This window comes from Pseudoflavonifractor phocaeensis (assembly GCF_016901955.1).
Classification (GTDB): domain Bacteria; phylum Bacillota; class Clostridia; order Oscillospirales; family Oscillospiraceae; genus Flavonifractor; species Flavonifractor phocaeensis_A.
On record NZ_JACJLC010000002.1, the window covers coordinates 75,938 to 96,462 of the forward strand.

The window sequence follows — 20,525 nt, forward strand, 5'->3', positions numbered from 1 at the left end:
CCTTACTGATGTACGCTGGCGGGATCCAGCAGGCGGCGCAGCTGCTCCCCCATGGCGGCAAACAGGATGACCACCAGCACCAGGCTCAGCCCGGGAAAGACCGCCAGCCACCACTTGCCGGTGGTCAGATAGTTCATGCTCTCCGACAGGATCACCCCAATGGCGGGCTGCTCCGGGGACAGGCCAAAGCCCAGGAAGGTGACGCTGGCCTCGTGAAGGATGGCGTGGGGAAACTGGAGCACCAGCCCGGTGAGGAACTGGGGCAGCAGGTGGGGCAGGAAATGCCGCCGGGCGATCTGGAGCCGGGACACCCCCAGCTTTTCCGCCGTTCGCACATAGGTGGCCCCCTTGAGCTGGAGCACCTCCCCCCGGATGACCCGGGCCAGGGAGGGCCAGTGGCTGAGGGCCACCCCGGCCACCACCCCCACAAAGCCCTTGCCGAAGGCCAGGGAGATGAGCATCACCAGCAGGATGTGGGGGATGCCCATGACCAGGTCGATGCACCAGGACACCACGCTGTCCACCCAGCCCCCCAAAGCGGCGGCCACCCCCAGCACCAGGGCCAGCACGGCGCTCACTCCCGCCGTCAGCAGTCCGATACGGATGCTGAGGGACAGGCCGGTAAGGGTGCGGGAGAGCATATCCCGGCCCATCCAGTCGGTGCCGAAAAGGAAGTCGCCGCCGGGGGCCAGATTTTTCTGGGAGAAGTCGGTGACCATAGCCCGGTCCCCCAGCAGCCAGCCCGCCGCCGTCACGGCGCACAGCACCAGCAGGGCCAGCACCAGCAGGGCCAGGGCGGCCTGCCGTCCGTTCCAATGTCTCACTGTTTGGCCACCCCTCTCCGGATCTTGGGATCCACCACGCCGTACAGCAGATCGGCGATCAGGTTGCCCCCGAACACCAGGGCTGCGCTCACCACCGTGATGCCCAACAGCAGGGGCAGGTCGCTCCCCAGGCCGGCGTTGACGGCGGCCTGGCCCAGGCCGGGATAGGAAAACACCTGCTCCACCAGCACTGAGCCCCCGAAGATCTCACTGATGGAGGCGAATTGCAGGGTGATGGCGGGGAGGGCCACATTGCGCAGGCCGTGGCGGAGGACGATGGAGCGGTGGGACTCCCCCCTGGCCCGGGCCAGGAGGATGTAGTCCTGCTCCATGATGTCGGCCATCTTCTCCCGGGTGTGGAGGGCGATGTTGGCCACCCCGGTGATGCTCAGAGTGATGGCGGGGAGAATGGCGTGGTACAGCCGGTCGGCCAGAGTGACGCTGGCAGCATCCACCCCGATGGGCACCGACAGGCCGATGGGCAGCCAGCCCAGCCACACCCCAAAGACCACCAGCAGCACCAGGGCCAGCCAGAAGGCGGGGGTGCTGGAGATGAGCAGACAGTAGCCCCGGATGAGCTTATCCACCAGCTTCCCCCGGTTGGCCCCGGCGATCACCCCCAGGGTGAGGCCCAGCGCCCCCGAGATCACCCAGGCAAATGCCATGAGCCACAGGGAATTTTGCAGCCGCTGGCCGATGACCTGGCTCACCGGCTGACGGTAGAGCAGAGAGGTGCCCATGTCCCCCCGGACAAAGTCCCCCAGCCAGCCCAGATACCGCTGGGCCGGCGGGTCGTTCACCCCCCAGTAGTCCTCCAGCTTGGCGATCTGCTCCTGGCTCATGGTGCCCAGGGCGGCCTGGCCCACGTTGGTCTGGAGGGGGTCTAAGGGAGAGGCCGACATGAGCAGGAAGGCGACCAGGCTCACCCCCAGCAGCAGCAGGACCATGCGGACGAGCTTTTTGCCCGTGAAGAACAGTCGGTGCTTCAAAAGGATTCCTTCTTTCCAGTGGGTTCCATGTCAAGGCACGGGCGACCACAAGGGTCGCCCCTACAGGGCGTTTTTGTAGGGGCGGGGCTTGTCCCCGCCCGTTTTTATCCCCAGCTCCACTGGTCCACGTTGTTGACGACGGACCAGCCGTGGCCGTGGGGATGGATCTTCTGCTGGGCCACCTGGAGGCCGTCCCGCACCCAGTACAGGTGGCTCACGTTCACCAGCCACACCCAGGGGATGTCCCCCTCCTGGGTGACGCCGGTGGCGCCGTCCCACTGGGCCTTCTGCCACAGGATATAGGACTCCTCCAGATCGGAGCAGGCCAGGGCCTGGTCCATGTAGGCGTCCACCGCGGCGTTGGCGTAGGGGGAGTACTGGGCGGTGCCGGTGTCCCCGATGGTGTGGTAGATGTTGTACAGCTCCATGGGAGTGTGGGCGCCCCAGCCCCAGATCAGGGGCTGGGTGAGGGCCCGGTCATAGGCGGTGTCCCAGCCCACCCCCTCCATGGTGCAGGAGATGCCCAGCTCCCCCAGCTGGTTGGCGAAATCGGCGCACAGGGCCTGCCGCACCGAGTCGCTGGTGGGATAGAGCAGCTCCAGGGTGGCCTTCACCCCGTCCTTCTCCCGGACCCCGTCGGCTCCCATGACCCAGCCCGCCTGGTCCAGCAGGGCGGCTGCCCCTTCCGGGTCATAATCCACCTGAGAGTCGGGGCTGTACCAGGGCAGACCGTCGCACACGCTGTAGGCGGCGGTACCGTAGCCGCCCAGCACGTTGTCGATCATCTCCTGCCGGTCGATGCCCATGTTGATGGCCCGGCGGACCAGCACGTCCCCGGTCAGCGTGCCCTCGATGACCGGCAGGTTGAAGCCCCGGTTGTCCACGCTGTCATAGGCGGCCAGGCTATACCCGGCGGGGCTCTGGTCGGAATAGGTGGCAGAGGTGTAGGCCAGGTCCACCTGACCGGCCTGTACCGCCAGGAAGGCGGCATCCTCCTCCATAAAGAGGATGGTCACCTGCTTCATCTGGGGGGCCTCCCCATAGTAGTCCGGGTTGGCCTCCAAAATCACCTGCTGGCCCTTGTCCCACTGCTTGAGGATGTACCGGCCGGAGCCGATGGGGTTGGAGCCGTAGGTGGCGGGGTCGTAGGCGTGCTCGGGCACGATGCCCACGATGGCCATGGTATAGGGCCAGATGGAGAAGGGCGTGGCCATGTGGAACACCACAGTGGTGTCGTCCACCGCTTCGGCGCTGTCCAGCATGGTGAAGTCGTTCACCGAGCTGGCGGCCTTGACGGTATTGTAGGTAAAGGCCACGTCGGAGGCCGTCAGGGGCTCCCCGTCGGTGAAGCTCACATCGTCCCGGATGGTCACCGTCCAGGTGAGGCCGTCGTCGCTGACCTGCACGTCGGTGGCCAGGTCGTAGCCGATGGTCAGGTCGGTGTTGGTCACCGTCAGGGTGGACTGGATCAGAGGCTCGTGGACATGCTCCCCGGCCCCCCAGCCGAAGGCCGGGTCAAAGCCCGCCTCCGGCTCCGAGGTGGGGCCCATGGCGATGACCACGCTGTCGGTCTTTTGGGCGGCGGCAGGGGTGGCGGCGGGAGTCCCGCCGCCGCAGCCGGCCAGCAGGGCAAAGGCCAGCAGCAAAGGCAGAATACGTTTCATAGTACCTCCTTACAGGCCCTTCAGGGCGGCCTGGTAGACCTCCTGATAGGGCACCTGGGCGGTCTGGGCCACGGCGGCTACCGAGGCGTGCTCCGGCTTGGCCTTGCGCACGCCAAAGCCCTCCGCCGTCTTGACAGACACCTCCCCCCAGGGGGTGGACACGGTCTTGCTGCCGGGGGTGAGGAAATACTTCTCGCACCGGCGCACCCGCAGACCGATGGTGGTGGTGTGGCGGAGGATGGCCCGGGCCAGGCCATCCTCCTGCCCGGCTTCGCACAGTACGGTGAGCACATGGCCGGGGCGGCCCTTCTTCATGGTGCCGGGGACGGTGTACACGTCCAGGGCCCCCTCCTCCAGCAGCCGCTGGGCGGCGAAGGCCAGGGCCTCAGGGGTCATGTCGTCTACGTTGCACACCAGCTCGGTGATGGTACCATTGGCCTCCTGGGCGTCCTCCCCCAAAAAGGCCCGGACACAGTTGGCCCGGCCGGCGAACACCTTGGTGCCCACGCCGCAGCCCACGGCGCTGCCCGTCATGGGGGGCATGGGACCGAAGGACTGGGCAAAATGGGCCAGCAAAGCCGCTCCGGTGGGGGTGCACAGCTCCCCCATCACCTCGCCGCCGTACACCGGCACACTGGAGAGCAGGTTGGCGGTAGCGGGGGCGGGCACCGGCATGATCCCGTGGGCGCATTTCACGGTACCACTGCCCACGTGGACGGGGGACACCACCACCCGGTCAGGCCGGAGCAGGTAGAGGGCGTAGCACACGCCGGTGACATCGGCCACCGCGTCCAGGGCCCCTACCTCGTGGTAGTGCACGTCCCCCACCGGGCAGCCGTGGGCCTTGGCCTCCGCCTGGGCAATGGCGTCATAGACCGCCCGGGCGTTGGCCTTGACCTCCTCCGGCAGGGCCAGGCCGTCGATGATCCCGGCGATGTAGCCGGGGGTGGCATGATGGTGATGGTGGTGTTCATGCTCGTGGTCATGGGGGTGCCCGTGGCCATGATGGTGCTCATGAGCGTGAGGATGTTCGTGGTCATGAGGATGCTCATGATCGTGAGGATGCTCGTGATCGTGATGGTGCTCATGATCGTGAGGATGCTCGTGATCGTGATGGTGGTCGTGCTCCAGCTCCTCCAGACCGTGGACGGTGACCTTCATGTGGGTGCCGGAGATGCCCCCTGAAACCCCTTCCACCGGCTCCACATGAACGCCAGGCAGGCCCAGGCCGTTCATGGTGCGCAGGAAGCTCTCCTTCTCCTCTTTTCCCAGCAGCTCGTACAGGGCGGACATGAGCATATCCCCCGCCGCCCCCATATGGCAATCGATATAAAGCGTTTTCACTGCAATCCCTCCATCTGATTGATCATGCTGGCCAGATAGCCGGCGCCAAATCCGTTGTCGATGTTGACCACACTGCACCCGGAGGCGCAGGAGTTGAGCATGGCCAGCAGGGCGGACAGACCGCCGAAGTTGGCGCCGTAGCCCACGCTGGTGGGCACCGCCACCACCGGGCAGTCAACCAGGCCTCCCACCACCGAGGCCAGGGCCCCCTCCATACCCGCCACGGCCACCACGCACCGGGCGCTCATCAGGGGATCCAGGTTGCTCAGCAGCCGGTGAAGTCCCGCCACCCCTACGTCGTACAGCCGGGTGACCCTGTTGCCCATCATCTCGGCGGTGAGGGCGGCCTCCTCCGCCACCGGCATGTCGCTGGTGCCGCCGGTGGCCACCACGATATGGCCCAGCTCGGTCCGCTCTCCGGGGAATGCGATGCCCAGCCTGGGGGTGGGGTGGTAGTCCAGAGGCACCGACCGGGCCACCAGGTCGGCGGCCTCCTGCCCCATGCGGGTGATGAGGATGTTCCTGCACCCCCGCTCCCCCATGGCGGCAGCGATACCGGCGATCTGCTCCGGCGTCTTACCCGCGCCGTAGATTACCTCCGCCGCGCCCTGGCGCACCGAACGGTGGAAATCCACCTTAGCGTAGCCCAGATCCTCAAAGGGCTTCTGCTTCAGCTCCAGCAGGGCGTCCTCCGGGGTGGTGGCCCCTGACCGCACCGCCCGCAGCAGCTCCAGAATCTCATGCTTGTTGTCCATTTCCTTACCTCCCCCCCAGGTCCAGCAGCACAACGGAAAAGTCCGCCCCCAGGGCCCGGGTAATCTGCTCATGCAGGGCGGCAGCCCGCTCCATCTGGTCCGCCGGCATTTGAATGCGGGCGGCGTCCCCCAGCAGCCGCAGCCGGAAATCGGTGAACCCCAGCTTGAACAGGGCGTCCTCCCCCCGCTCCACCTTGGCCAGGGCCTCCCCTGTGATGGCGGTGCCGGTGGGCACCCGGGTGGCCAGGCAGGCGTAGGCCGGCTTGTCCCAGGTGAACAGCCCCGCCTCCCGGGACAGCCGCCGCACCTCGTCTTTGGTAATGCCGCACTCCCGCAGAGGAGAGCGCACCTCCAGCTCCCGGAGGGCCTGCATCCCCGGCCGGTCCCCGGCGTCGTCCGAGGCGTTGGTACCGTCCAGCAGCACGGTGTGGCCGTCGGCCCTGGCTGCCTGCCACAGGGCAGTGAACAGGGCCCGCTTGCAGTAGTAACACCGCCGGGGGCCGTTGGCCGCCGCCTCGGGCACCGCCATCACGTCCACCTCCACCACCGTCATGGGCACGCCCACCTCTTCCGCCAGCCTTTTGGCGTCGGCCAGCTCAAAGGCGGGCTGGAAAGCGGTATTGACATAATACGCCCGCACCTGGCAGCCCCAGGTCTTGGCCGCCCACAATACCAGAGCGGAATCGGTGCCGCCTGAAAAGGCCACCGCCGCCCGTGGCGTTTGCTGAAAAAACTGCTCCAGTGTCATATCAGCGCTCCTTTGCAAAAAAAGAAGGTATCCGTCCCCCTGGAGGGGACAGATACCTTCCTAGTATCTCTCACAATAATGGGCAAACACCGGGCTGTTGGGGTGCGTTCCACGCGGCTCTGACCGCTCCGCCCAGCTTCTTACCGGGTCCGTGACCGCATCTGCCGATGTTTGAATCAGTATACCATACCGTTTTCTCTTTGGCAAGTCTTTTTAATCCGCCTGCTCCAGGCCTTCGGGGGCCTCCTCCCCCAGCACCTCCCGGACCAGCGAAAAGACCCGGGTCCCCTTGAGATAGACCAGGCTGAACTCCCGGCGCTCATCCAGACAGTCCAGGTGGAAGGGGGACAGCTCCGGGCGCCCCTCCCCCACCGGCTCATAGGCAAAGGTGATCCCTGCTCCCGCCGACACAAATCGGGTAATGAGGGAAAATTGATTGGCACAAATCACCCGGGAAAACAGGTCCAAGGAGTATCCCCGCTCGGCCAGGGCGTTTTCCAGGATGCCTCGGGTACCCGACCCGGGCTCCCGCACAACCAGGCACTGGCCCGCCAGGTCCTCCAGGGATATAGTACGTCCGGCAAAGGGATGGTCCCTCCGGCACAGGCCCACGAATTTGGCCCGCCGGAACAGGCAGCTTCCGTACCGCTGCCGGTCAAAGGCCCCCTCCACCAGGGCAAAGTCCAGCTGCTCATGGTCCAGCAGGCTGAGCAGGGCCCTGGTGTTGTCCACCACGATCTTCAGGCTGTCCCCCGTCCGTCGGATATAGCGGCTCAGCGCCTCGGCCACCACAAACTCTCCAATGGTCTTGGTGGCCCCCACCCGCACCTCCCGGGCGGCGGGTCCGGTAAGCTCTTGTTGAAGCCGCTGCTCATTGTACAGGGCGGTGCGGGCATACTCCGCCACCCGCTGGGCCTGGGGGGTGGCCTGGAGCTTCCGCCCGTCATACTGAAAGAGCTTGCAGCCGTATTTTTCCTCCAGTCCCCGGATCTGCTGGCTAACGGCGGGCTGGCTCAGGCAGTGCAGCTCCCCAGTCCTGCGGTAATTCATAGTCTCATACAGGGTCAAGAAGGTACGGATCCGATAGTCCACCACGATAGCCACCGCCCATCACAAAATCAAATCAGCTCATAAGTTTTATAAACTTTATTTTATTATAGTGGAGTGTTATACTGGTTTCAAGCGCGGTTCAAAAAAACGCAATATTTAAGGGGGAACTATTATGCGCATTCTGGTCATCGGCGGCGTGGCCGCCGGGACAAAGGCGGCCGCCAAGCTGAAGCGGGAAGATCGGAGCGCCCAGGTCAAGGTGCTCAACAAGGGTGAGGACATCTCCTACGCCGGCTGCGGCTTGCCCTACTATGTGGGCGGCGCCATTGGCACCCGGGAAGAGCTCATCGTCAACACGCCACAGAAGTACGCCGGCCTCACCGGCGCCGAGGTGGTCACCGGCTGCGAGGTCACCCATGTGGACCCTGCCGCCAAGACGGTCAGCGGCCTGCTCCATGGGGAGAGCTTTACCGAAAGCTACGACGAACTCATCATCGCCACCGGCGCGGCGCCCTTTGTGCCCGATATGCCCGGCAAGGCTCTGCCCGGAGTCTTCCCTATGCGCGCCCCTGACGACGCGGTGGGCCTGCGGGATTATGTCTCCGCCAACGGCTGCCGCCGTGCGGTGGTGGCCGGCGCCGGCTTCATTGGCCTGGAGATCTCCGAGAACCTGCTGAGCCAGGGTCTGGATGTGACGGTGGTGGATTTTGCCGACCAGATCATGCCCAACGCCTTTGATCCCGAGATGGCCGACTTTGCCCGCCGGAAGCTGAAGGAAGCTGGGGTGCGGGTGCTCACCGGCCAGCGCATCCAGTCGGTCACCGGTACCGACAAGGCCACCGGCATCGTTACCGACGGGGGCCCTATTGCCGCCGACGTGGTGGTACTGGCCATCGGCGTCCGTCCCGCCACCGACTTCCTGGCGGATACCGGCATTGAGCTCTTCAAGGGCACCGTGGTGGTGGACGAGCTGATGCGCACCAACCTGCCCCACATCTATGCCGCCGGCGACTGCGCCATGGTGCGCTCCGCCATCACCGGCAAGGGCCAGTGGTCCGCCATGGGCTCCACCGCCAACCTGACCGCCCGGGCTCTGGCCAACACCCTTACCGGTTCCCCCACCCCCTACGGCGGCTGTCTGGGCACCGGCGTGGCCAAGCTGCTGCCCATGCTCAACGTGGGCCGCACCGGCCTCACCGAGGCCCAGGCCAGGGCCGAGGGCTTTGATCCCATTACCGTGGTGTGCGTTTCCGACGACAAGGCTCACTATTACCCCGGCGCCTCCGTGTTCCTCACCAAGCTGGTGGCCGACCGGAACAGCCGCAAGCTGCTGGGTCTCCAGGTCATCGGCGCCGGCGCGGTGGATAAAATGGTGGACGTGGCCGCGGTTGGCCTGTACGCCGGCCTGACCATCGACGCCTATGACACCATGGACCTGGCCTACGCTCCCCCCTTCTCCACTGCCATCCATCCCTTTGTCCAGGCCTGTCACGTACTGGAGAACAAGCTCTCCGGCAAGCTGGAAACCTTTACCCCCGCCCAGTATGCCGCCGGGGAAGCCAAGGACTACCAGGTCATCGACGCTCAGCCCGCCCCCGCCATCCCCGGAGCCAAGTGGGTCAACCTGGCTCAGGTCAACGGCCCCCTGGAGGGCATTGATAAGGACGCCAAGCTGCTGCTGGTGTGCGCTCGGGGCAAGCGGGGCTACTTTCTCCAGAATCGCCTGAAATTCTACGGCTATACCAACACCCGGGTGCTGGAGGGCGGCGTCACCTTTAACCAGGTGAAGGTGCCCCTCCCCGCCGGAGCTACCCTGCCCCCCGAGGAGGTCAAGCGTCTGAAAGGCCTGGGCTGTCTGTGGGACAAACGCACCCCCGACCGCTTCAACGTGCGGGTCATTACCCGCAACGGCAAGCTGACCAGCGCCGAGCATGCCGCCGTGGCCGAGGCCGCCCAGAAATTCGGCTCCGGCGAGGTCACCATGACCACCCGGCTCACCATGGAGATCCAGGGAGTCCCCTATCAGAACGTGGACGCCCTCATTGAGTTCCTGGCCGAGGCCGGCCTGGAGGTGGGTGGCACCGGCTCCAAAGTACGGCCTGTGGTGTCCTGCAAGGGTACCACCTGCCAGTACGGCCTGATCGACACCTTCGCCCTCAGCGAAAAGCTCCACGAGCTGTTCTACAAGGGCTACCATGACGTGTCCCTTCCCCATAAGTTCAAGCTGGCAGTGGGAGGCTGCCCCAACAACTGCGTCAAGCCCGACCTGAACGACCTGGGTATCATCGGCCAGCGTGTGCCCGAGCCCGACCTGAACAAGTGCAAGGGCTGTAAGGTTTGCCAGATCGAGAAGGCCTGCCCCATCCACGCCGTATCCCTGAAGGACGGCAAGGCGGTCATCGATCCCACTCTGTGCAATCACTGCGGCCGCTGCCTGGAGAAGTGCCCCTTCGGGGCCTTTACCGAAAGCACCTACGGCTACAAGGTGTACATCGGCGGCCGCTGGGGCAAGAAGGTGGCCTCCGGCAAGCCTCTGTCCAAGATCTTCACCAGCGAGCAGGAGGTCCTCGACCTGGTGGAGAAGGCCATCCTCTTCTTCCGGGACGAGGGCCAGACCGGTGAGCGGTTCTCTGACACCATCCAGCGTCTGGGCTTCGACTACGTGGAGGACAAGCTGCTCCACGGTACCGTGGACAAACAGGCTGTGATGAACAAGACCGTCATCGGCGGCGCCAGCTGCTGACACCATAAAAAAATCGGGGAATTGCCGCTGCAATTCCCCGATTTTCTATTCCCCATCCGATTTGTTCCGACCGATCGGCTGCTCGAACCGGTCCTTCTCCCCGGGGCCAGGGATCTCCGTAGGATAGCCGCCACCGAAGCAAGCAGTGCAGAAACCGGTATTCTCCGGTCCGGTCAGCTGGACCACATGCTCCAGGCTGAGGTAGCCCAGAGAGTCCACCCCTATGATGTCGGCAATTTCTTCCGTTGTGTGGTGGTTGGCGATCAGTTTGTCGGCACTGTCAATGTCGGTGCCGTAAAAGCAGGGGGCCACAAAGGGTGGCGCGCTCACCCGCATATGGATCTCCCGGGCCCCCGCCTGGCGGAGCAGCTGGATGGTACGGCGGCAGGTGGTCCCACGGACGATGGAGTCGTCGATGAGCACCACCCGCTTGCCCTCCACTTCAGCCCGGATGGGGTTCAGCTTCAGGTTGACGCCGGTCTCCCGCATGCTTTGGGTGGGGGAAATGAAGGTGCGGCCTATGTACTTATTTTTGGTAAAGCCCATGGCGTAGGGGATGCCGGAGGCCTTGGCGTAGCCCAGAGCCGCATCCAGGCCGGAGTCGGGCACCCCGATGACCACGTCGGCCTCCACCGGGTGCTCCTGGGCCAGAAAAGCCCCCGCCCGCTGGCGAGCCAGGCTGACGCTGGCCCCGTCGATCACTGAGTCAGGCCTGGCAAAGTAAATCAACTCAAAGACGCACAGCTTTTTGGGTCTTTGGCCACAGTGGCTGGTATCGCAAACCATCCCCCGGTGACTCACCGAGACGATCTCCCCTGGCAGCAGGTCCCGCTCAAACACCGCCCCAACCGCATCCAGGGCGCAGGACTCCGAGGCAAACACCACCATGCCGTCCGCCCGGCGGCCCATGCACAGGGGACGAAATCCGTAGGGATCCCGGGCCGCAATGAGCTTGGTTGGCGAGGAGATCACCAGGGAGTAGGCCCCCTCCAGCTTGTCCATAGCCGCCGACACCGCCGCCTCGATGGAGGGAGCGGTAAGCCTGGCCTGGACGATGGTATAGGCGATGACCTCCGAGTCGGTGGTGGTGTGGAAGATAGAGCCCCGCTCCTCCAAGGCCTGCCGCAGCCGGAAAGAGTTGGTCAAATTTCCATTGTGAGCCATGGCCATTCGTCCCTTGAAGTGGTTGATCACAATGGGCTGCACATTCCGCTTCCGATCAGAGCCGGTAGTGGCATAGCGCACGTGGCCCACCGCAATAGTCCCCTGCCCCATGGCCTCCAGCCGCTCCCGGGGAAAGACCTCGTTTACCAGACCTACGTCACACCATGCGTTGAAGCAGCCGTCGTCATTGAGGACAATGCCGGCGCTCTCCTGGCCCCGGTGCTGCAAGGCGTACAAGCCGTAGTAGGCCAGGGGCGCCAACTCCCCCCGGGTAGGGGCATAGAGTCCCAGTACCCCGCACTCCTCATGCAGGTGCCGGGGCTGTCGTTGGGTCAAGTCATTCATATCCGTGCTCCCTCCGTGGTGATCCGTCATATTAAAACAGACAGAGAGGCCCCAGATATCATATCTGAGACCTCTCTGTCTGCCAATGGGGATACTATACGATGTTTTTCCCGGTTTGTCAATGTAAAACCTGCATAAAAGGGGAGTCACATACTCTCATGGAAGGTACGCTTGACCACCTCCAGCTGCTGCTCCCGACTGAGGCGGGAGAAATTCACCGCGTAGCCAGACACCCGAATGGTGAGGGTGGGGTACTGCTCAGGGTGCTCCATGGCGTCCAGCAGGAGCTGGCGGTTCATCACGTTCACGTTCAGGTGGTGGGCCCCCTGGAGGAAGTAGCCGTCCAGGATATGCACCAGGTTGTCCACCCGCTCGCCCTCCGTCTTGCCCAGGGCGGAGGGCACGATGGAGAAGGTGTTGGACACGCCATCCTGACACACCGCCCGGTAGGGGATCTTGGCCACCGAGTTGAGAGAGGCCAGGGCGCCGTTCTTGTCCCGGCCGTGCATGGGGTTGGCGCCGGGGGCGAAGGGCTCCCCCGCCTTGCGGCCGTCGGGGGTGGCCCCCGTCTTTTTGCCGTACATCACGTTGGAGGTGATGGTGAGGGCGGACAGGGTGTGGATGGCGTTGCGGTACAGGGGGTGCTTTTTCAGCTCGGCGGAGAAGTAGGACACCAGCTCCACGGCGATATCGTCCACCAGGTCGTCGTCGTTGCCGTACTTGGGGAAATCCCCCTCCACCTGGAAGTCCACGGCGATGCCCTGCTCATTGCGGATGGGACGCACCTTGGCGAACTTGATGGCGGACAGGGAGTCGGCTGCGATGGACAGTCCCGCCACCCCGAAGGCGGCCAGCCGCTCCACCAGGGTGTCATGGAGGGCCATCTGACTGCTCTCGTAGGCGTATTTGTCGTGCATGAAGTGGATGATATTGATGGTGTCCACATAGAGCTCCGCCACATAGGACAGCACCTTTTTGTAGTTGCCCAGCACCTTGGGGTAGTCCAGCACCTCGTCGGTGTCCAGCTCGATCTCAGGCACCACCCGGATGCCCTTCTTCTCGTCCACGCCGCCGTTGATGGCGTACAGCAGGCTCTTGGCCAGGTTGGCCCGGGCCCCAAAGAACTGCATCTGCTTGCCCACCGCCATGGCGGACACGCAACAGGCAATGCAATAGTCGTCGCCATACATGGGCCGCATGAGCTCGTCGCTCTCATACTGGATGGAGTCGGTATCGATGCTCATTTTGGCGCAGTAGTCCTTGAAGCCCTGGGGCATGTGGGGGCTCCACAGTACGGTCAGGTTGGGCTCGGGAGCGGTACCCAGGTTGGTGAGGGTGTGGAGGTAGCGGAAGGAGCTCCTGGTCACCAGGGTGCGGCCGTCCACCCCCATGCCGCCGATGGCCTCGGTGACCCAGGTGGGGTCACCGCCGAAGAGCTCGTTGTACTCGGGCGTGCGCAGGTGACGCACCAGCCGCAGCTTGATGACGAACTGGTCGATGAGCTCCTGGGCCCCCTCCTCGTCCAGGACGCCCCGGTCCAGGTCCCGCTGGATGTAGATATCCAGGAAGGTAGCGGTGCGGCCCAGGGAGGTGGCCGCGCCATTGTTCTCCTTGATGCCCGCCAGGTAGGCCATGTACAGGTTCTGCACCGCCTCGTGGGCGTTCTCCGCCGGGCGGGAAATATCGCAGCCGTACCGGGCGGCCATGGCGGCCATCTGCCGCAGAGCCCGGATCTGCATCTGGACCTCCTCCCGCAGGCGGATGCGCTCGTCGGTCATGGGGCCGTCGATCATGTCCAGATCCTTTTCCTTCTCTTCGATAAGGAAATCAGTACCGTACAGGGGCACCCGGCGGTAGTCTCCCACGATGCGGCCTCGCCCGTAGGCGTCGGGCAGTCCGGTGAGCAGCCCCGCCGTCCGGGCCAGCCGGGTCCGCTTGGGGTAGGCGTCAAATACCCCCTCGTTATGGGTCTTGCGGTAGAGGCGGAAGTGCCGCTCGATCTCCGGGTCCAGCTGGTAGCCGTACTGCTCCAGGGCGGAGGTGGCGTTGCGGATACCGCCGAAGGGGTTGACGATCCGCTTCAGGGGGGCGTCGGTCTGGAGGCCCACGATGACCTCGTTGTCCTTGTCGATATAGCCGGGGGCAAAGTTGTCGATACCAGAAACGGCGTGGGTCTCCACGTCGATGACGCCCTTCTTTACCTCCTCAATGATGAGGGCCTTGGCCTTCTCCCACACCCTGGCGGTTTTGGGGGAAATGGAAGCCAGAAAGGAGGCATCCCCCTGGTAGGGGGTGTAGTTCTTCTGGATAAAATTGCGCACATTCACCAGGTGGCGCCACTCGCCGGTACGGAAACCGCTCCAGGCGGTACAGTTCACATCAATGCTCATATGCCCTCCTCATTCTTTGTCACAGCAGGTTTGGTTCAATCTTTGGTTCCAGTCCTCCAGGGTCTTGGCCTCCAAAGGGGCCACTCCCTCCAGAGGGTAGGGGATGCCCAGGGCGGCGTACTTATGGACCCCCAGGGTGTGATAGGGCAGCAGCTCCACCCGCTTCACATGGCGGAGGGTGTTCAGATAGCCCTCCAGCCCCGCCAGGTGGGCCTCCCCGTCGGTGAGGCCGGGCACTGCCACGTGGCGGATCCACAGAGGCTTGCCCATGGCCTGCGCGGCCGTCAGGAACCGGTCAAAGGCCTCCATGGACCGGCCGGTGACCTGCCGGTAGCCCGTCGGGGTGTAGTGCTTCACGTCCAGCAGTACAAGGTCCGTGTGAGCCAGGATAGCCTCATAGTGCCCCAGGCCCACCCCCGCCGTGTCCAGGCAGGTGTGGATGCCCGCCTGCTGGCAGAGCTCCAGAGTCTCCGCCAGAAAGTCCGGCTGGAGCAAAGGCTCCCCCCCGGAAAAGGTCGCCCCGCCGGTGCTGCCGTAATAGGGCCGGAACCGCTCCAGTCGGTGGAGCACTTCTTCCGGGGTATACCAGGCCGCCTTCGGGCTGTCCGGCTCCCAGGTGTCCGGATTGTGACAATAGCGGCAGCGCAGGGCACACCCCTGCAAAAAAAATACGGTGCGGATCCCGGGCCCGTCCACCAGTCCCATGCTCTCCACCGAATGGATCAGCCCCTTGACCAAAAAGCCCTTCCTCCTTTCGCAAGCAAAAAGAAAAGCCGACAGTCCGGGCTTTTCTCGCCCAGACGGTCGGCTTTCAATCATCATACTCCATGTGGTAGGCTCCACATTATCCGTCAGTCATATGATAGGTTTACTTATAACACACCCCCTTTCCCTTTGTCAAGGTCCTTCCTGTCCATCCACAGCGGACTCTTGCAATACGCACTAAGACCTGCTAAGATAGGTCTTGAAATTTGTCGGAAAGGTGGAACATGGAATGTCCGGATATTTTACGGTAGGCGGCTTTTTTGTGGTGGTAGGACTGCTCTTCCTGCTGCTCCCACTGGAGCAGCTGCAAAAGGCCTTCCGCCACATGCGCTCCAAGGTTACCACCAAGATCGGAGGCGCCGTGTTCCTGGCACTGGGCCTGTTCATGGTGGTCCAGGGCGTTCTGGCGCTGTAATTCAAAATCGGGAGTCCGGTATATACCGGACTCCCGATTTATTAGTCGAAGATCATGGTGGCGAAATAGTCCTCCGGAGTCTCTGCCCGGCGGATGAGGCGGGTAGAGCCATCCTCCTGGAGCAGCACCTCGGCGGAACGCAGCTTGCCGTTATAATTGTAGCCCATGGAAAAGCCGTGGGCCCCGGTGTCGTGGATCACCAGCAGGTCGCCCTGCTCCACCTCCGGCAGCATCCGGTCGATGGCGAATTTGTCGTTGTTCTCGCACAGGCCGCCGGTGACGTCGTACTTGTGGTCGCAGGGAGCGTCCTCCTTGCCCATGACGGTAATATGGTGGTAGGCCCCGTACATGGCCGGACGCATCAGGTTGGCGGCGCAGGCGTCCACCCCCACATACTCCTTGTAGGTGTGCTTGAAGTGGAGCACCTTGGTGACCAGGCAGCCGTTGGGGGCCAGCATGAACCGCCCCAGCTCGGTGTAGATGGCCACGTCCCCCATACCGGCGGGCGCCAGGATCTCCTCAAACTGCCGCCGTACGCCTTCGCCGATGGCGGCGATGTCGTTGGCGGGCTGGTCGGGCTTGTAGGGCACCCCTACGCCGCCGGACAGGTTGATGAAGCAGATATCGCAGCCGGTCTCCCGCTCCAGCTCCACCGCCAGCCGGAATAAAATCCCCGCCAGGGTGGGATAGTAATCGTTGGACAGGGTGTTGGAGGCCAGGAAGGCATGGATACCGAAGCGTTTGGCTCCCATGGCCTTCAGCTTTTTGAAGCCCTCAAAGATCTGCTCCCGGGTGAAGCCATATTTGGAGTCCCCGGGGTTGTCCATCACCTGGAAGCCCTCGGTGGATTCTCCGATGGTGAACACCCCTCCGGGATTGAAGCGGCAGGAAATGGTCTCGGGAATGAACCCGATGGTCTCCTTGAGGAAGTCGATGTGGGTGAAGTCATCCAGGTTGATGGTGGCCCCCAGCTTGGCGGCCAGCTTGAAATCCTCCGCCGGGGTGTCGTTGGAGGAAAACATGATCTCAGGGCCGGTAAAGCCACAGCGGTCAGACATCATCAGCTCGGTGAGGGAGGAGCAGTCGGCGCCGCAGCCCTCCTCCCGCAGGATCTTCAGAATGGCGGGATTGGGAGTGGCCTTGACGGCAAAGTACTCCTTGAAGCCCGGGTTCCAGGCAAATGCCTCCTTCAGCTTTCTGGCGTTTTCGCGGATCCCCTTCTCATCGTACAGATGGAAGGGTGTTGGATATTGAACGGTCATCTCCCGGAGCTGTTCCAGTGTCACAAAGGGTCGTTTCATGGGGTCACCTTCTTATCTTTTGCCATTTACTATAGTAAAGTTTTCCCCATCTGTCAATACACAGATCATGAGGGATTTGGGAAATACCCCTTTTATTCTTTATAAACTTGCCCAAATGAACGAAAATTTAAACAACTACCTTGCACATATCCACAAGAGCTGGTATAATGATTTGAATTTAAGCGCGGGCGGGAGGTGTTCGTCTTGAATACGATGGGGATGCTGTCTATGACAGGGCGAACAGCTTGAACGGGAGCGATTGTTTTTTCTTTGGAAAAAGCAGTTGCTTTTTTTCTGCCCGCCGGGAAAGAGAGGTTTCTTATGAACGACAAGAAAACGCCGGGATCTGAGCCTATCCGGGACGCCCGGGTGCTGGGCCTGCCCAAGATGCTCATCCTGGGTCTGCAGCACATGTTCGCCATGTTCGGCGCCACCGTGCTGGTGCCCATTCTGGTGCAGGGATACGGCCTGCCCCTGTCCATCCAGACCACCCTGTTCTTCGCCGGCATCGGCACTCTGTTTTTCCACGTGTGCGCAAAGATGCGGGTGCCCGCCTTCCTGGGCTCCTCCTTCGCCTACCTGGGCGGCTTTGCCGCCGTGGCCGCGCTGGACACCGGCAAGTACGCCGGTATGGATCCCGCCGTCAAGCTGCAGTATGCCTGCGGCGGCATCGTGGTAGCCGGCCTGCTGTACGTGATTCTGGCCGCCGTCATTAAGCTGGTGGGTGTGAAGAAGGTCATGCGCTTCCTGCCCCCCGTGGTCACCGGCCCCATCATCATCCTCATCGGCCTGAACCTGGCCCCCTCCGCCGTGTCCAACGCCTCCACCTGCTGGTGGCTGGCCATTGTGGCCATGGCCATTATCGTGGTGGCCAACATCTGGGGCAAGGGCATGGTGAAGATCATCCCCATCCTGCTGGGGGTGGTGGGTTCCTATGTGGTGGCCCTCATCGCCAACGCCATGGGCGCCACTGCCCTGGACGCCGCCGGCAATGTGGTGCCCCTCATGGACTTCTCCGGGGTGGCCGCCTCCGCCCCGGTGGGCATCCAGCCCTTCTTCCTGGCAAAGTTTGACCTGACCTCCATCTTCGTCATGGCCCCCATCGCCATCGCCGCCATGATGGAGCACATCGGAGACATGTCCGCCATCTCCGCCACCGTGGGCTCCAACTTTATTGAGAACCCCGGTCTCCACCGCACCCTCATCGGCGACGGTATCGCCACCTCCCTGGCCGGTCTGTTCGGCGGCCCCGCCAACACCACCTACGGCGAGAACACCGGCGTGCTGGTGCTCTCCCGGGTGTACGACCCCAAGGTGGTGCGTCTGGCCGCCCTCTATGCGGTGATCCTGTCCTTCTCCCCCGCCTTTGCCGCCATCGTCAACTCCATCCCCACCGCCATCATCGGCGGCGTGTCCTTCATCCTCTACGGCATGATCTCCGCCATCGGCGTGCGCAACGTGGTGGAGAACCGGGTGGACTTCACCAACTCCCGCAACCTGATCATCGCCGCTGTTATCCTGGTGTGCGGCCTGGGCTTCTCCGGCGGCATTACCTTTTCCATCGGCGAGGTCCACGTCACCCTGACCAACCTGGCCATCGCCGCCATTGCCGGCATCGCCCTCAATGCCATCCTGCCCGGCAAGGACTACGAGTTCGGCGCCGACGTCACCGAGGGTCGCTCCGGGGATTTTGGCCGGTATTGAGCCGTTATAAAAACTTGTTGCGGAAGTGACAGCATGTTGCGGTGACTTTGCCCGGGGGATTCTGGTACCATAGAACCAGAAAACCAGGAGGTGCGTCTATGAAACTGCCCGAAAAACTTGTGGCCCTGCGCAAAGCACAGGGTCTGTCCCAGGAGGCTATGGCGGAGCGCCTGGGGGTATCCCGGCAGGCCATCTCCCGCTGAGAGGGGGGCTCCGCCCAGACCTACGATCTGGAATTGCGCACCGCCCTGCTTTGTCTCCTGTTGGTGGGCGGCATTGCCCTCTTCCTGGTCTCCTGGCCCCCCATTCGGGCCAAGCTCCTTCGTTGACAAGTGACTTGGGCCTGCTGCATATTCGCGGCAGGCCCAAGTTTCAGCCCAATCTGACCTTATTATTTTTTCTAAAACTGGTTATTCAAATAGGGTCAGTGTTGTCCTATAATAGCCCCATCAAACAAGATCGGAAGTGGTTCCCATGAAGAAGAAACCGTGGATGACCGTGCTGCGGCTGGCGGTACTGGCCATGATGACCGCCCTGGTATTTGTCAGCAACTATCTGCGGGTCACCATCCCCATCAATATCGGCGGCAACACCTCCTTCACCCTGGCCAACATCATGTGCTGCCTGTCCGGGCTGCTGCTGGGCCCCATCGGCGGACTGGCCTCCGGCCTGGGCTCCATGCTCTTTGACTTTACCGACCCCCGGTTTGTCTCCGAGTGCTGGATCACCTTCCTCACCAAGGGGGCCATGGGCCTGGGGGCGGGGCTGGTGATGCTCCCTGCCCAGAAGCGAGAGGAAGCCGGATACCCCCGGTGCCTGACTGGCGCTATCCTGGGCTGCGTGATCTACTACATCCTCTACTTCACCAAGAGCTACTACTATAATGGCTTGCTGGTGGAGGGGCTCCAGCCCCAGGTGGCTCTGGCCACCCTGGGACTGAAGGTGCCCGCCTCCCTGTTCAACGGCATCATCGCCATTGTGGTAGCCCCCATCTTGTGTATGGTGATCCGAAACGCACTGAAAAAGGCCCACCTCAAGCTGGCCTGAACACAAATCGCCCGCCGCATCCCGCGGCGGGCGATCTTTGTATATCCGCTATTCTGTTACAGAATGGCCTTGATGCGCTCCACCGCCAGCCGGGTGGCGTCGGCATCACCGAAAGCGGTAAGGCGGATGTAGCCCTCGCCGCTGGGGCCGAAACCGGCGCCGGGAGTGGTAACCACATTGGCCTCATGGAGCAGCTTGTCGAAGAAGTCCCAGGAGCCCATGCCGTCGGGGGTGCGGCACCAGATGTAGGGGGAGTTCTCCCCACCGGACACGGTGAGGCCGGCAGAGGCCAGGCCGTCCCGGATGATCCTGGCATTGTGCAGGTAATACTGGATGGTCTCCTTCACCTGGAGCTGGCCCTCGGGGCTGTACACCGCCTCTGCGCCCCGCTGGACCACGTAGGGCACCCCGTTGAACTTGGTACATTGACGGCGGTTCCACATGGCATTGAGGGAGGTCCCACCCCGGATCAGCTCCTTGGGGATGACGGTATAGGCGCAGCGGGTGCCGGTAAAGCCGGCGGTCTTGGAGAAGGAGCGGAACTCGATGGCGCAGGTGCGGGCCCCCTCGATCTCAAAGATGCTGTGGGGGATGTCGGGATCGGTGATGAAGGCCTCATAGGCGCTGTCAAAGAGAATAACGGCGTCGTTGGCATTGGCGTAGTCCACCCAGGCCTTCAGCTGCTCTTTAGTGGCCACAGCGCCGGTGGGGTTGTTGGGGAAGCACAGATAAATCATATCCACCTTCCGCTGGGGAATCACGGGAGAAAAACCGTTCTCCGCCACGCAGGGCATGTAGACCAGGTTGCTCCAACGTCCGGCAGCCTCGTCAAAATCCCCGGCCCGGCCGGCCATGGCGTTGGTGTCCACGTACACCGGGTACACCGGGTCGCACACCGCCACCACATTGTCCACACCGAAAATGTCCCCGATATTGCCGCAGTCGCTCTTGGCGCCGTCGGACACGAAGATCTCGTCGGGGCTGATCTCTACCCCCCGGGCCTTGTAGTCGGCCTGGGCGATGGCATTGCGGAGGAAGTCGTAGCCCTGCTCCGGGCCGTAGCCGTGGAAGCCGGATGCGGTGGCCATCTCATCCACCGCCTTGTGCATGGCGGCGGTGACCGCGGCGGGCAGAGGCCGGGTCACGTCGCCGATGCCCAGGCGGATGATGGACTTCTCCGGGTTGGCCTGGCTGTAGGCCGCCACCCGCCGGGCGATCTCGGAAAACAGATAGCTGCCGGGCAGCTTGTTATAGTTTACGTTGATATTTGCCATGTT

The 20,525-nt window shown here is 63.2% G+C and carries 17 protein-coding genes and 1 riboswitch; of the genes, 5 read left to right on the forward strand and 12 right to left on the reverse strand.

Features of this window, described 5'->3' with window-relative positions; all coding sequences use genetic code 11:
- Nucleotides 1–2 precede the first annotated feature (2 nt).
- The 7 genes from H6B51_RS01030 to H6B51_RS01060 form a co-directional block, all read right to left on the reverse strand.
- Entirely contained in the window at nt 3–824 is an 822-nt protein-coding gene (locus tag H6B51_RS01030) for an ABC transporter permease (protein ID WP_335342081.1), read from the reverse strand.
- The gene (locus tag H6B51_RS01035) at nt 821–1,813 is read right to left on the reverse strand and encodes an ABC transporter permease (RefSeq protein WP_470382105.1); all 993 of its coding nucleotides are present in this window, start codon (nt 1,811–1,813) and stop codon (nt 821–823) included. The genes H6B51_RS01030 and H6B51_RS01035 overlap by 4 nt, the downstream gene beginning before the upstream one ends.
- A 104-nt stretch (nt 1,814–1,917) precedes the next feature.
- Nucleotides 1,918–3,477 (reverse strand): ABC transporter substrate-binding protein, encoded by a 1,560-nt coding sequence (locus H6B51_RS01040; protein ID WP_204881906.1) that lies wholly within the window; start codon nt 3,475–3,477, stop codon nt 1,918–1,920.
- A 9-nt stretch (nt 3,478–3,486) separates the two neighbouring features.
- Nucleotides 3,487–4,821: a nickel pincer cofactor biosynthesis protein LarC gene (larC, locus tag H6B51_RS01045; protein WP_204881907.1), complete on the reverse strand. Its 1,335-nt coding sequence runs from the start codon at nt 4,819–4,821 to the stop codon at nt 3,487–3,489.
- Nucleotides 4,818–5,576, reverse strand: a complete 759-nt coding sequence (larB, locus tag H6B51_RS01050) for a nickel pincer cofactor biosynthesis protein LarB (RefSeq protein WP_204881908.1) — start codon at nt 5,574–5,576, stop codon at nt 4,818–4,820. The genes larC and larB overlap by 4 nt, the downstream gene beginning before the upstream one ends.
- A 4-nt stretch (nt 5,577–5,580) precedes the next feature.
- The gene (larE, locus tag H6B51_RS01055) at nt 5,581–6,324 is read right to left on the reverse strand and encodes an ATP-dependent sacrificial sulfur transferase LarE (RefSeq protein WP_204881909.1); all 744 of its coding nucleotides are present in this window, start codon (nt 6,322–6,324) and stop codon (nt 5,581–5,583) included.
- 213 nt (nt 6,325–6,537) lie between these two features.
- Complete coding sequence (locus tag H6B51_RS01060) at nt 6,538–7,419, reverse strand: LysR family transcriptional regulator (protein ID WP_204881910.1); 882 nt, start codon at nt 7,417–7,419, stop codon at nt 6,538–6,540.
- A gap of 127 nt (nt 7,420–7,546) precedes the next feature.
- Between H6B51_RS01060 and H6B51_RS01065 the strand changes: the two genes are divergently transcribed.
- Nucleotides 7,547–10,117, forward strand: a complete 2,571-nt coding sequence (locus H6B51_RS01065; protein WP_204881911.1) for an FAD-dependent oxidoreductase — start codon at nt 7,547–7,549, stop codon at nt 10,115–10,117.
- A 45-nt stretch (nt 10,118–10,162) separates the two neighbouring features.
- Here H6B51_RS01065 and purF read toward each other — a convergent pair whose 3' ends face one another.
- The 3 genes from purF to pflA form a co-directional block, all read right to left on the reverse strand.
- Nucleotides 10,163–11,626 carry an amidophosphoribosyltransferase gene (gene purF, locus H6B51_RS01070; RefSeq protein ID WP_204881912.1) on the reverse strand — a complete coding sequence of 488 codons (1,464 nt, stop codon included), beginning with the start codon at nt 11,624–11,626 and terminating at the stop codon, nt 10,163–10,165.
- Between the two features lie 146 nt (nt 11,627–11,772).
- Complete coding sequence (gene pflB, locus H6B51_RS01075) at nt 11,773–14,016, reverse strand: formate C-acetyltransferase (protein ID WP_204881913.1); 2,244 nt, start codon at nt 14,014–14,016, stop codon at nt 11,773–11,775.
- A 9-nt stretch (nt 14,017–14,025) separates the two neighbouring features.
- The gene (gene pflA, locus H6B51_RS01080; RefSeq protein WP_204881914.1) at nt 14,026–14,754 is read right to left on the reverse strand and encodes a pyruvate formate-lyase-activating protein; all 729 of its coding nucleotides are present in this window, start codon (nt 14,752–14,754) and stop codon (nt 14,026–14,028) included.
- Nucleotides 14,755–14,803: 49 nt separating this feature from the next.
- A riboswitch (ZMP/ZTP riboswitch) is annotated at nt 14,804–14,885 on the reverse strand.
- Nucleotides 14,886–15,010: 125 nt separating this feature from the next.
- Between pflA and H6B51_RS01085 the strand changes: the two genes are divergently transcribed.
- A complete protein-coding gene (locus tag H6B51_RS01085) occupies nt 15,011–15,196 on the forward strand; it encodes a hypothetical protein (protein ID WP_204881915.1) in 186 nt (61 codons plus the stop codon).
- A gap of 41 nt (nt 15,197–15,237) precedes the next feature.
- On the opposite strand, the gene H6B51_RS01090 is transcribed toward H6B51_RS01085, so the two are convergent.
- The gene (locus H6B51_RS01090; RefSeq protein ID WP_204881916.1) at nt 15,238–16,497 is read right to left on the reverse strand and encodes a diaminopimelate decarboxylase; all 1,260 of its coding nucleotides are present in this window, start codon (nt 16,495–16,497) and stop codon (nt 15,238–15,240) included.
- Nucleotides 16,498–16,818: 321 nt separating this feature from the next.
- On the opposite strand from H6B51_RS01090, the gene H6B51_RS01095 reads away from it, so the two are divergent.
- The 3 genes from H6B51_RS01095 to H6B51_RS01105 all read left to right on the forward strand — a co-directional run bounded on the left by H6B51_RS01095 (nt 16,819) and on the right by H6B51_RS01105 (nt 19,248).
- Nucleotides 16,819–18,201, forward strand: coding sequence for a uracil-xanthine permease family protein (locus tag H6B51_RS01095; protein ID WP_204881917.1), 1,383 nt, complete (start codon nt 16,819–16,821; stop codon nt 18,199–18,201).
- Nucleotides 18,202–18,299: 98 nt separating this feature from the next.
- Nucleotides 18,300–18,404 (forward strand): helix-turn-helix transcriptional regulator, encoded by a 105-nt coding sequence (locus H6B51_RS01100; protein ID WP_204881918.1) that lies wholly within the window; start codon nt 18,300–18,302, stop codon nt 18,402–18,404.
- A gap of 271 nt (nt 18,405–18,675) precedes the next feature.
- Nucleotides 18,676–19,248, forward strand: coding sequence for an ECF transporter S component (locus tag H6B51_RS01105; RefSeq protein WP_243421081.1), 573 nt, complete (start codon nt 18,676–18,678; stop codon nt 19,246–19,248).
- Between the two features lie 56 nt (nt 19,249–19,304).
- Here H6B51_RS01105 and H6B51_RS01110 read toward each other — a convergent pair whose 3' ends face one another.
- Nucleotides 19,305–20,522 (reverse strand): LL-diaminopimelate aminotransferase, encoded by a 1,218-nt coding sequence (locus tag H6B51_RS01110; RefSeq protein ID WP_204881919.1) that lies wholly within the window; start codon nt 20,520–20,522, stop codon nt 19,305–19,307.
- Nucleotides 20,523–20,525: the final 3 nt, after the last annotated feature.

Bases quoted from the DNA above. Each gene is read 5' to 3' on its own strand.
- H6B51_RS01040 (WP_204881906.1), bottom strand. From the start codon at position 3,477: ATGAAACGTATTCTGCCTTTGCTGCTGGCCTTTGCCCTGCTGGCCGGC.
- H6B51_RS01100 (WP_204881918.1), top strand. From the start codon at position 18,300: ATGAAACTGCCCGAAAAACTTGTGGCCCTGCGCAAAGCACAGGGTCTG.
- H6B51_RS01105 (WP_243421081.1), top strand. From the start codon at position 18,676: ATGAAGAAGAAACCGTGGATGACCGTGCTGCGGCTGGCGGTACTGGCC.
- H6B51_RS01090 (WP_204881916.1), bottom strand. From the start codon at position 16,497: ATGAAACGACCCTTTGTGACACTGGAACAGCTCCGGGAGATGACCGTT.
- larE (WP_204881909.1), bottom strand. From the start codon at position 6,324: ATGACACTGGAGCAGTTTTTTCAGCAAACGCCACGGGCGGCGGTGGCC.
- H6B51_RS01095 (WP_204881917.1), top strand. From the start codon at position 16,819: ATGAACGACAAGAAAACGCCGGGATCTGAGCCTATCCGGGACGCCCGG.
- H6B51_RS01110 (WP_204881919.1), bottom strand. From the start codon at position 20,522: ATGGCAAATATCAACGTAAACTATAACAAGCTGCCCGGCAGCTATCTG.
- H6B51_RS01065 (WP_204881911.1), top strand. From the start codon at position 7,547: ATGCGCATTCTGGTCATCGGCGGCGTGGCCGCCGGGACAAAGGCGGCC.
- larB (WP_204881908.1), bottom strand. From the start codon at position 5,576: ATGGACAACAAGCATGAGATTCTGGAGCTGCTGCGGGCGGTGCGGTCA.
- purF (WP_204881912.1), bottom strand. From the start codon at position 11,626: ATGAATGACTTGACCCAACGACAGCCCCGGCACCTGCATGAGGAGTGC.
- H6B51_RS01085 (WP_204881915.1), top strand. From the start codon at position 15,011: ATGTCCGGATATTTTACGGTAGGCGGCTTTTTTGTGGTGGTAGGACTG.
- pflB (WP_204881913.1), bottom strand. From the start codon at position 14,016: ATGAGCATTGATGTGAACTGTACCGCCTGGAGCGGTTTCCGTACCGGC.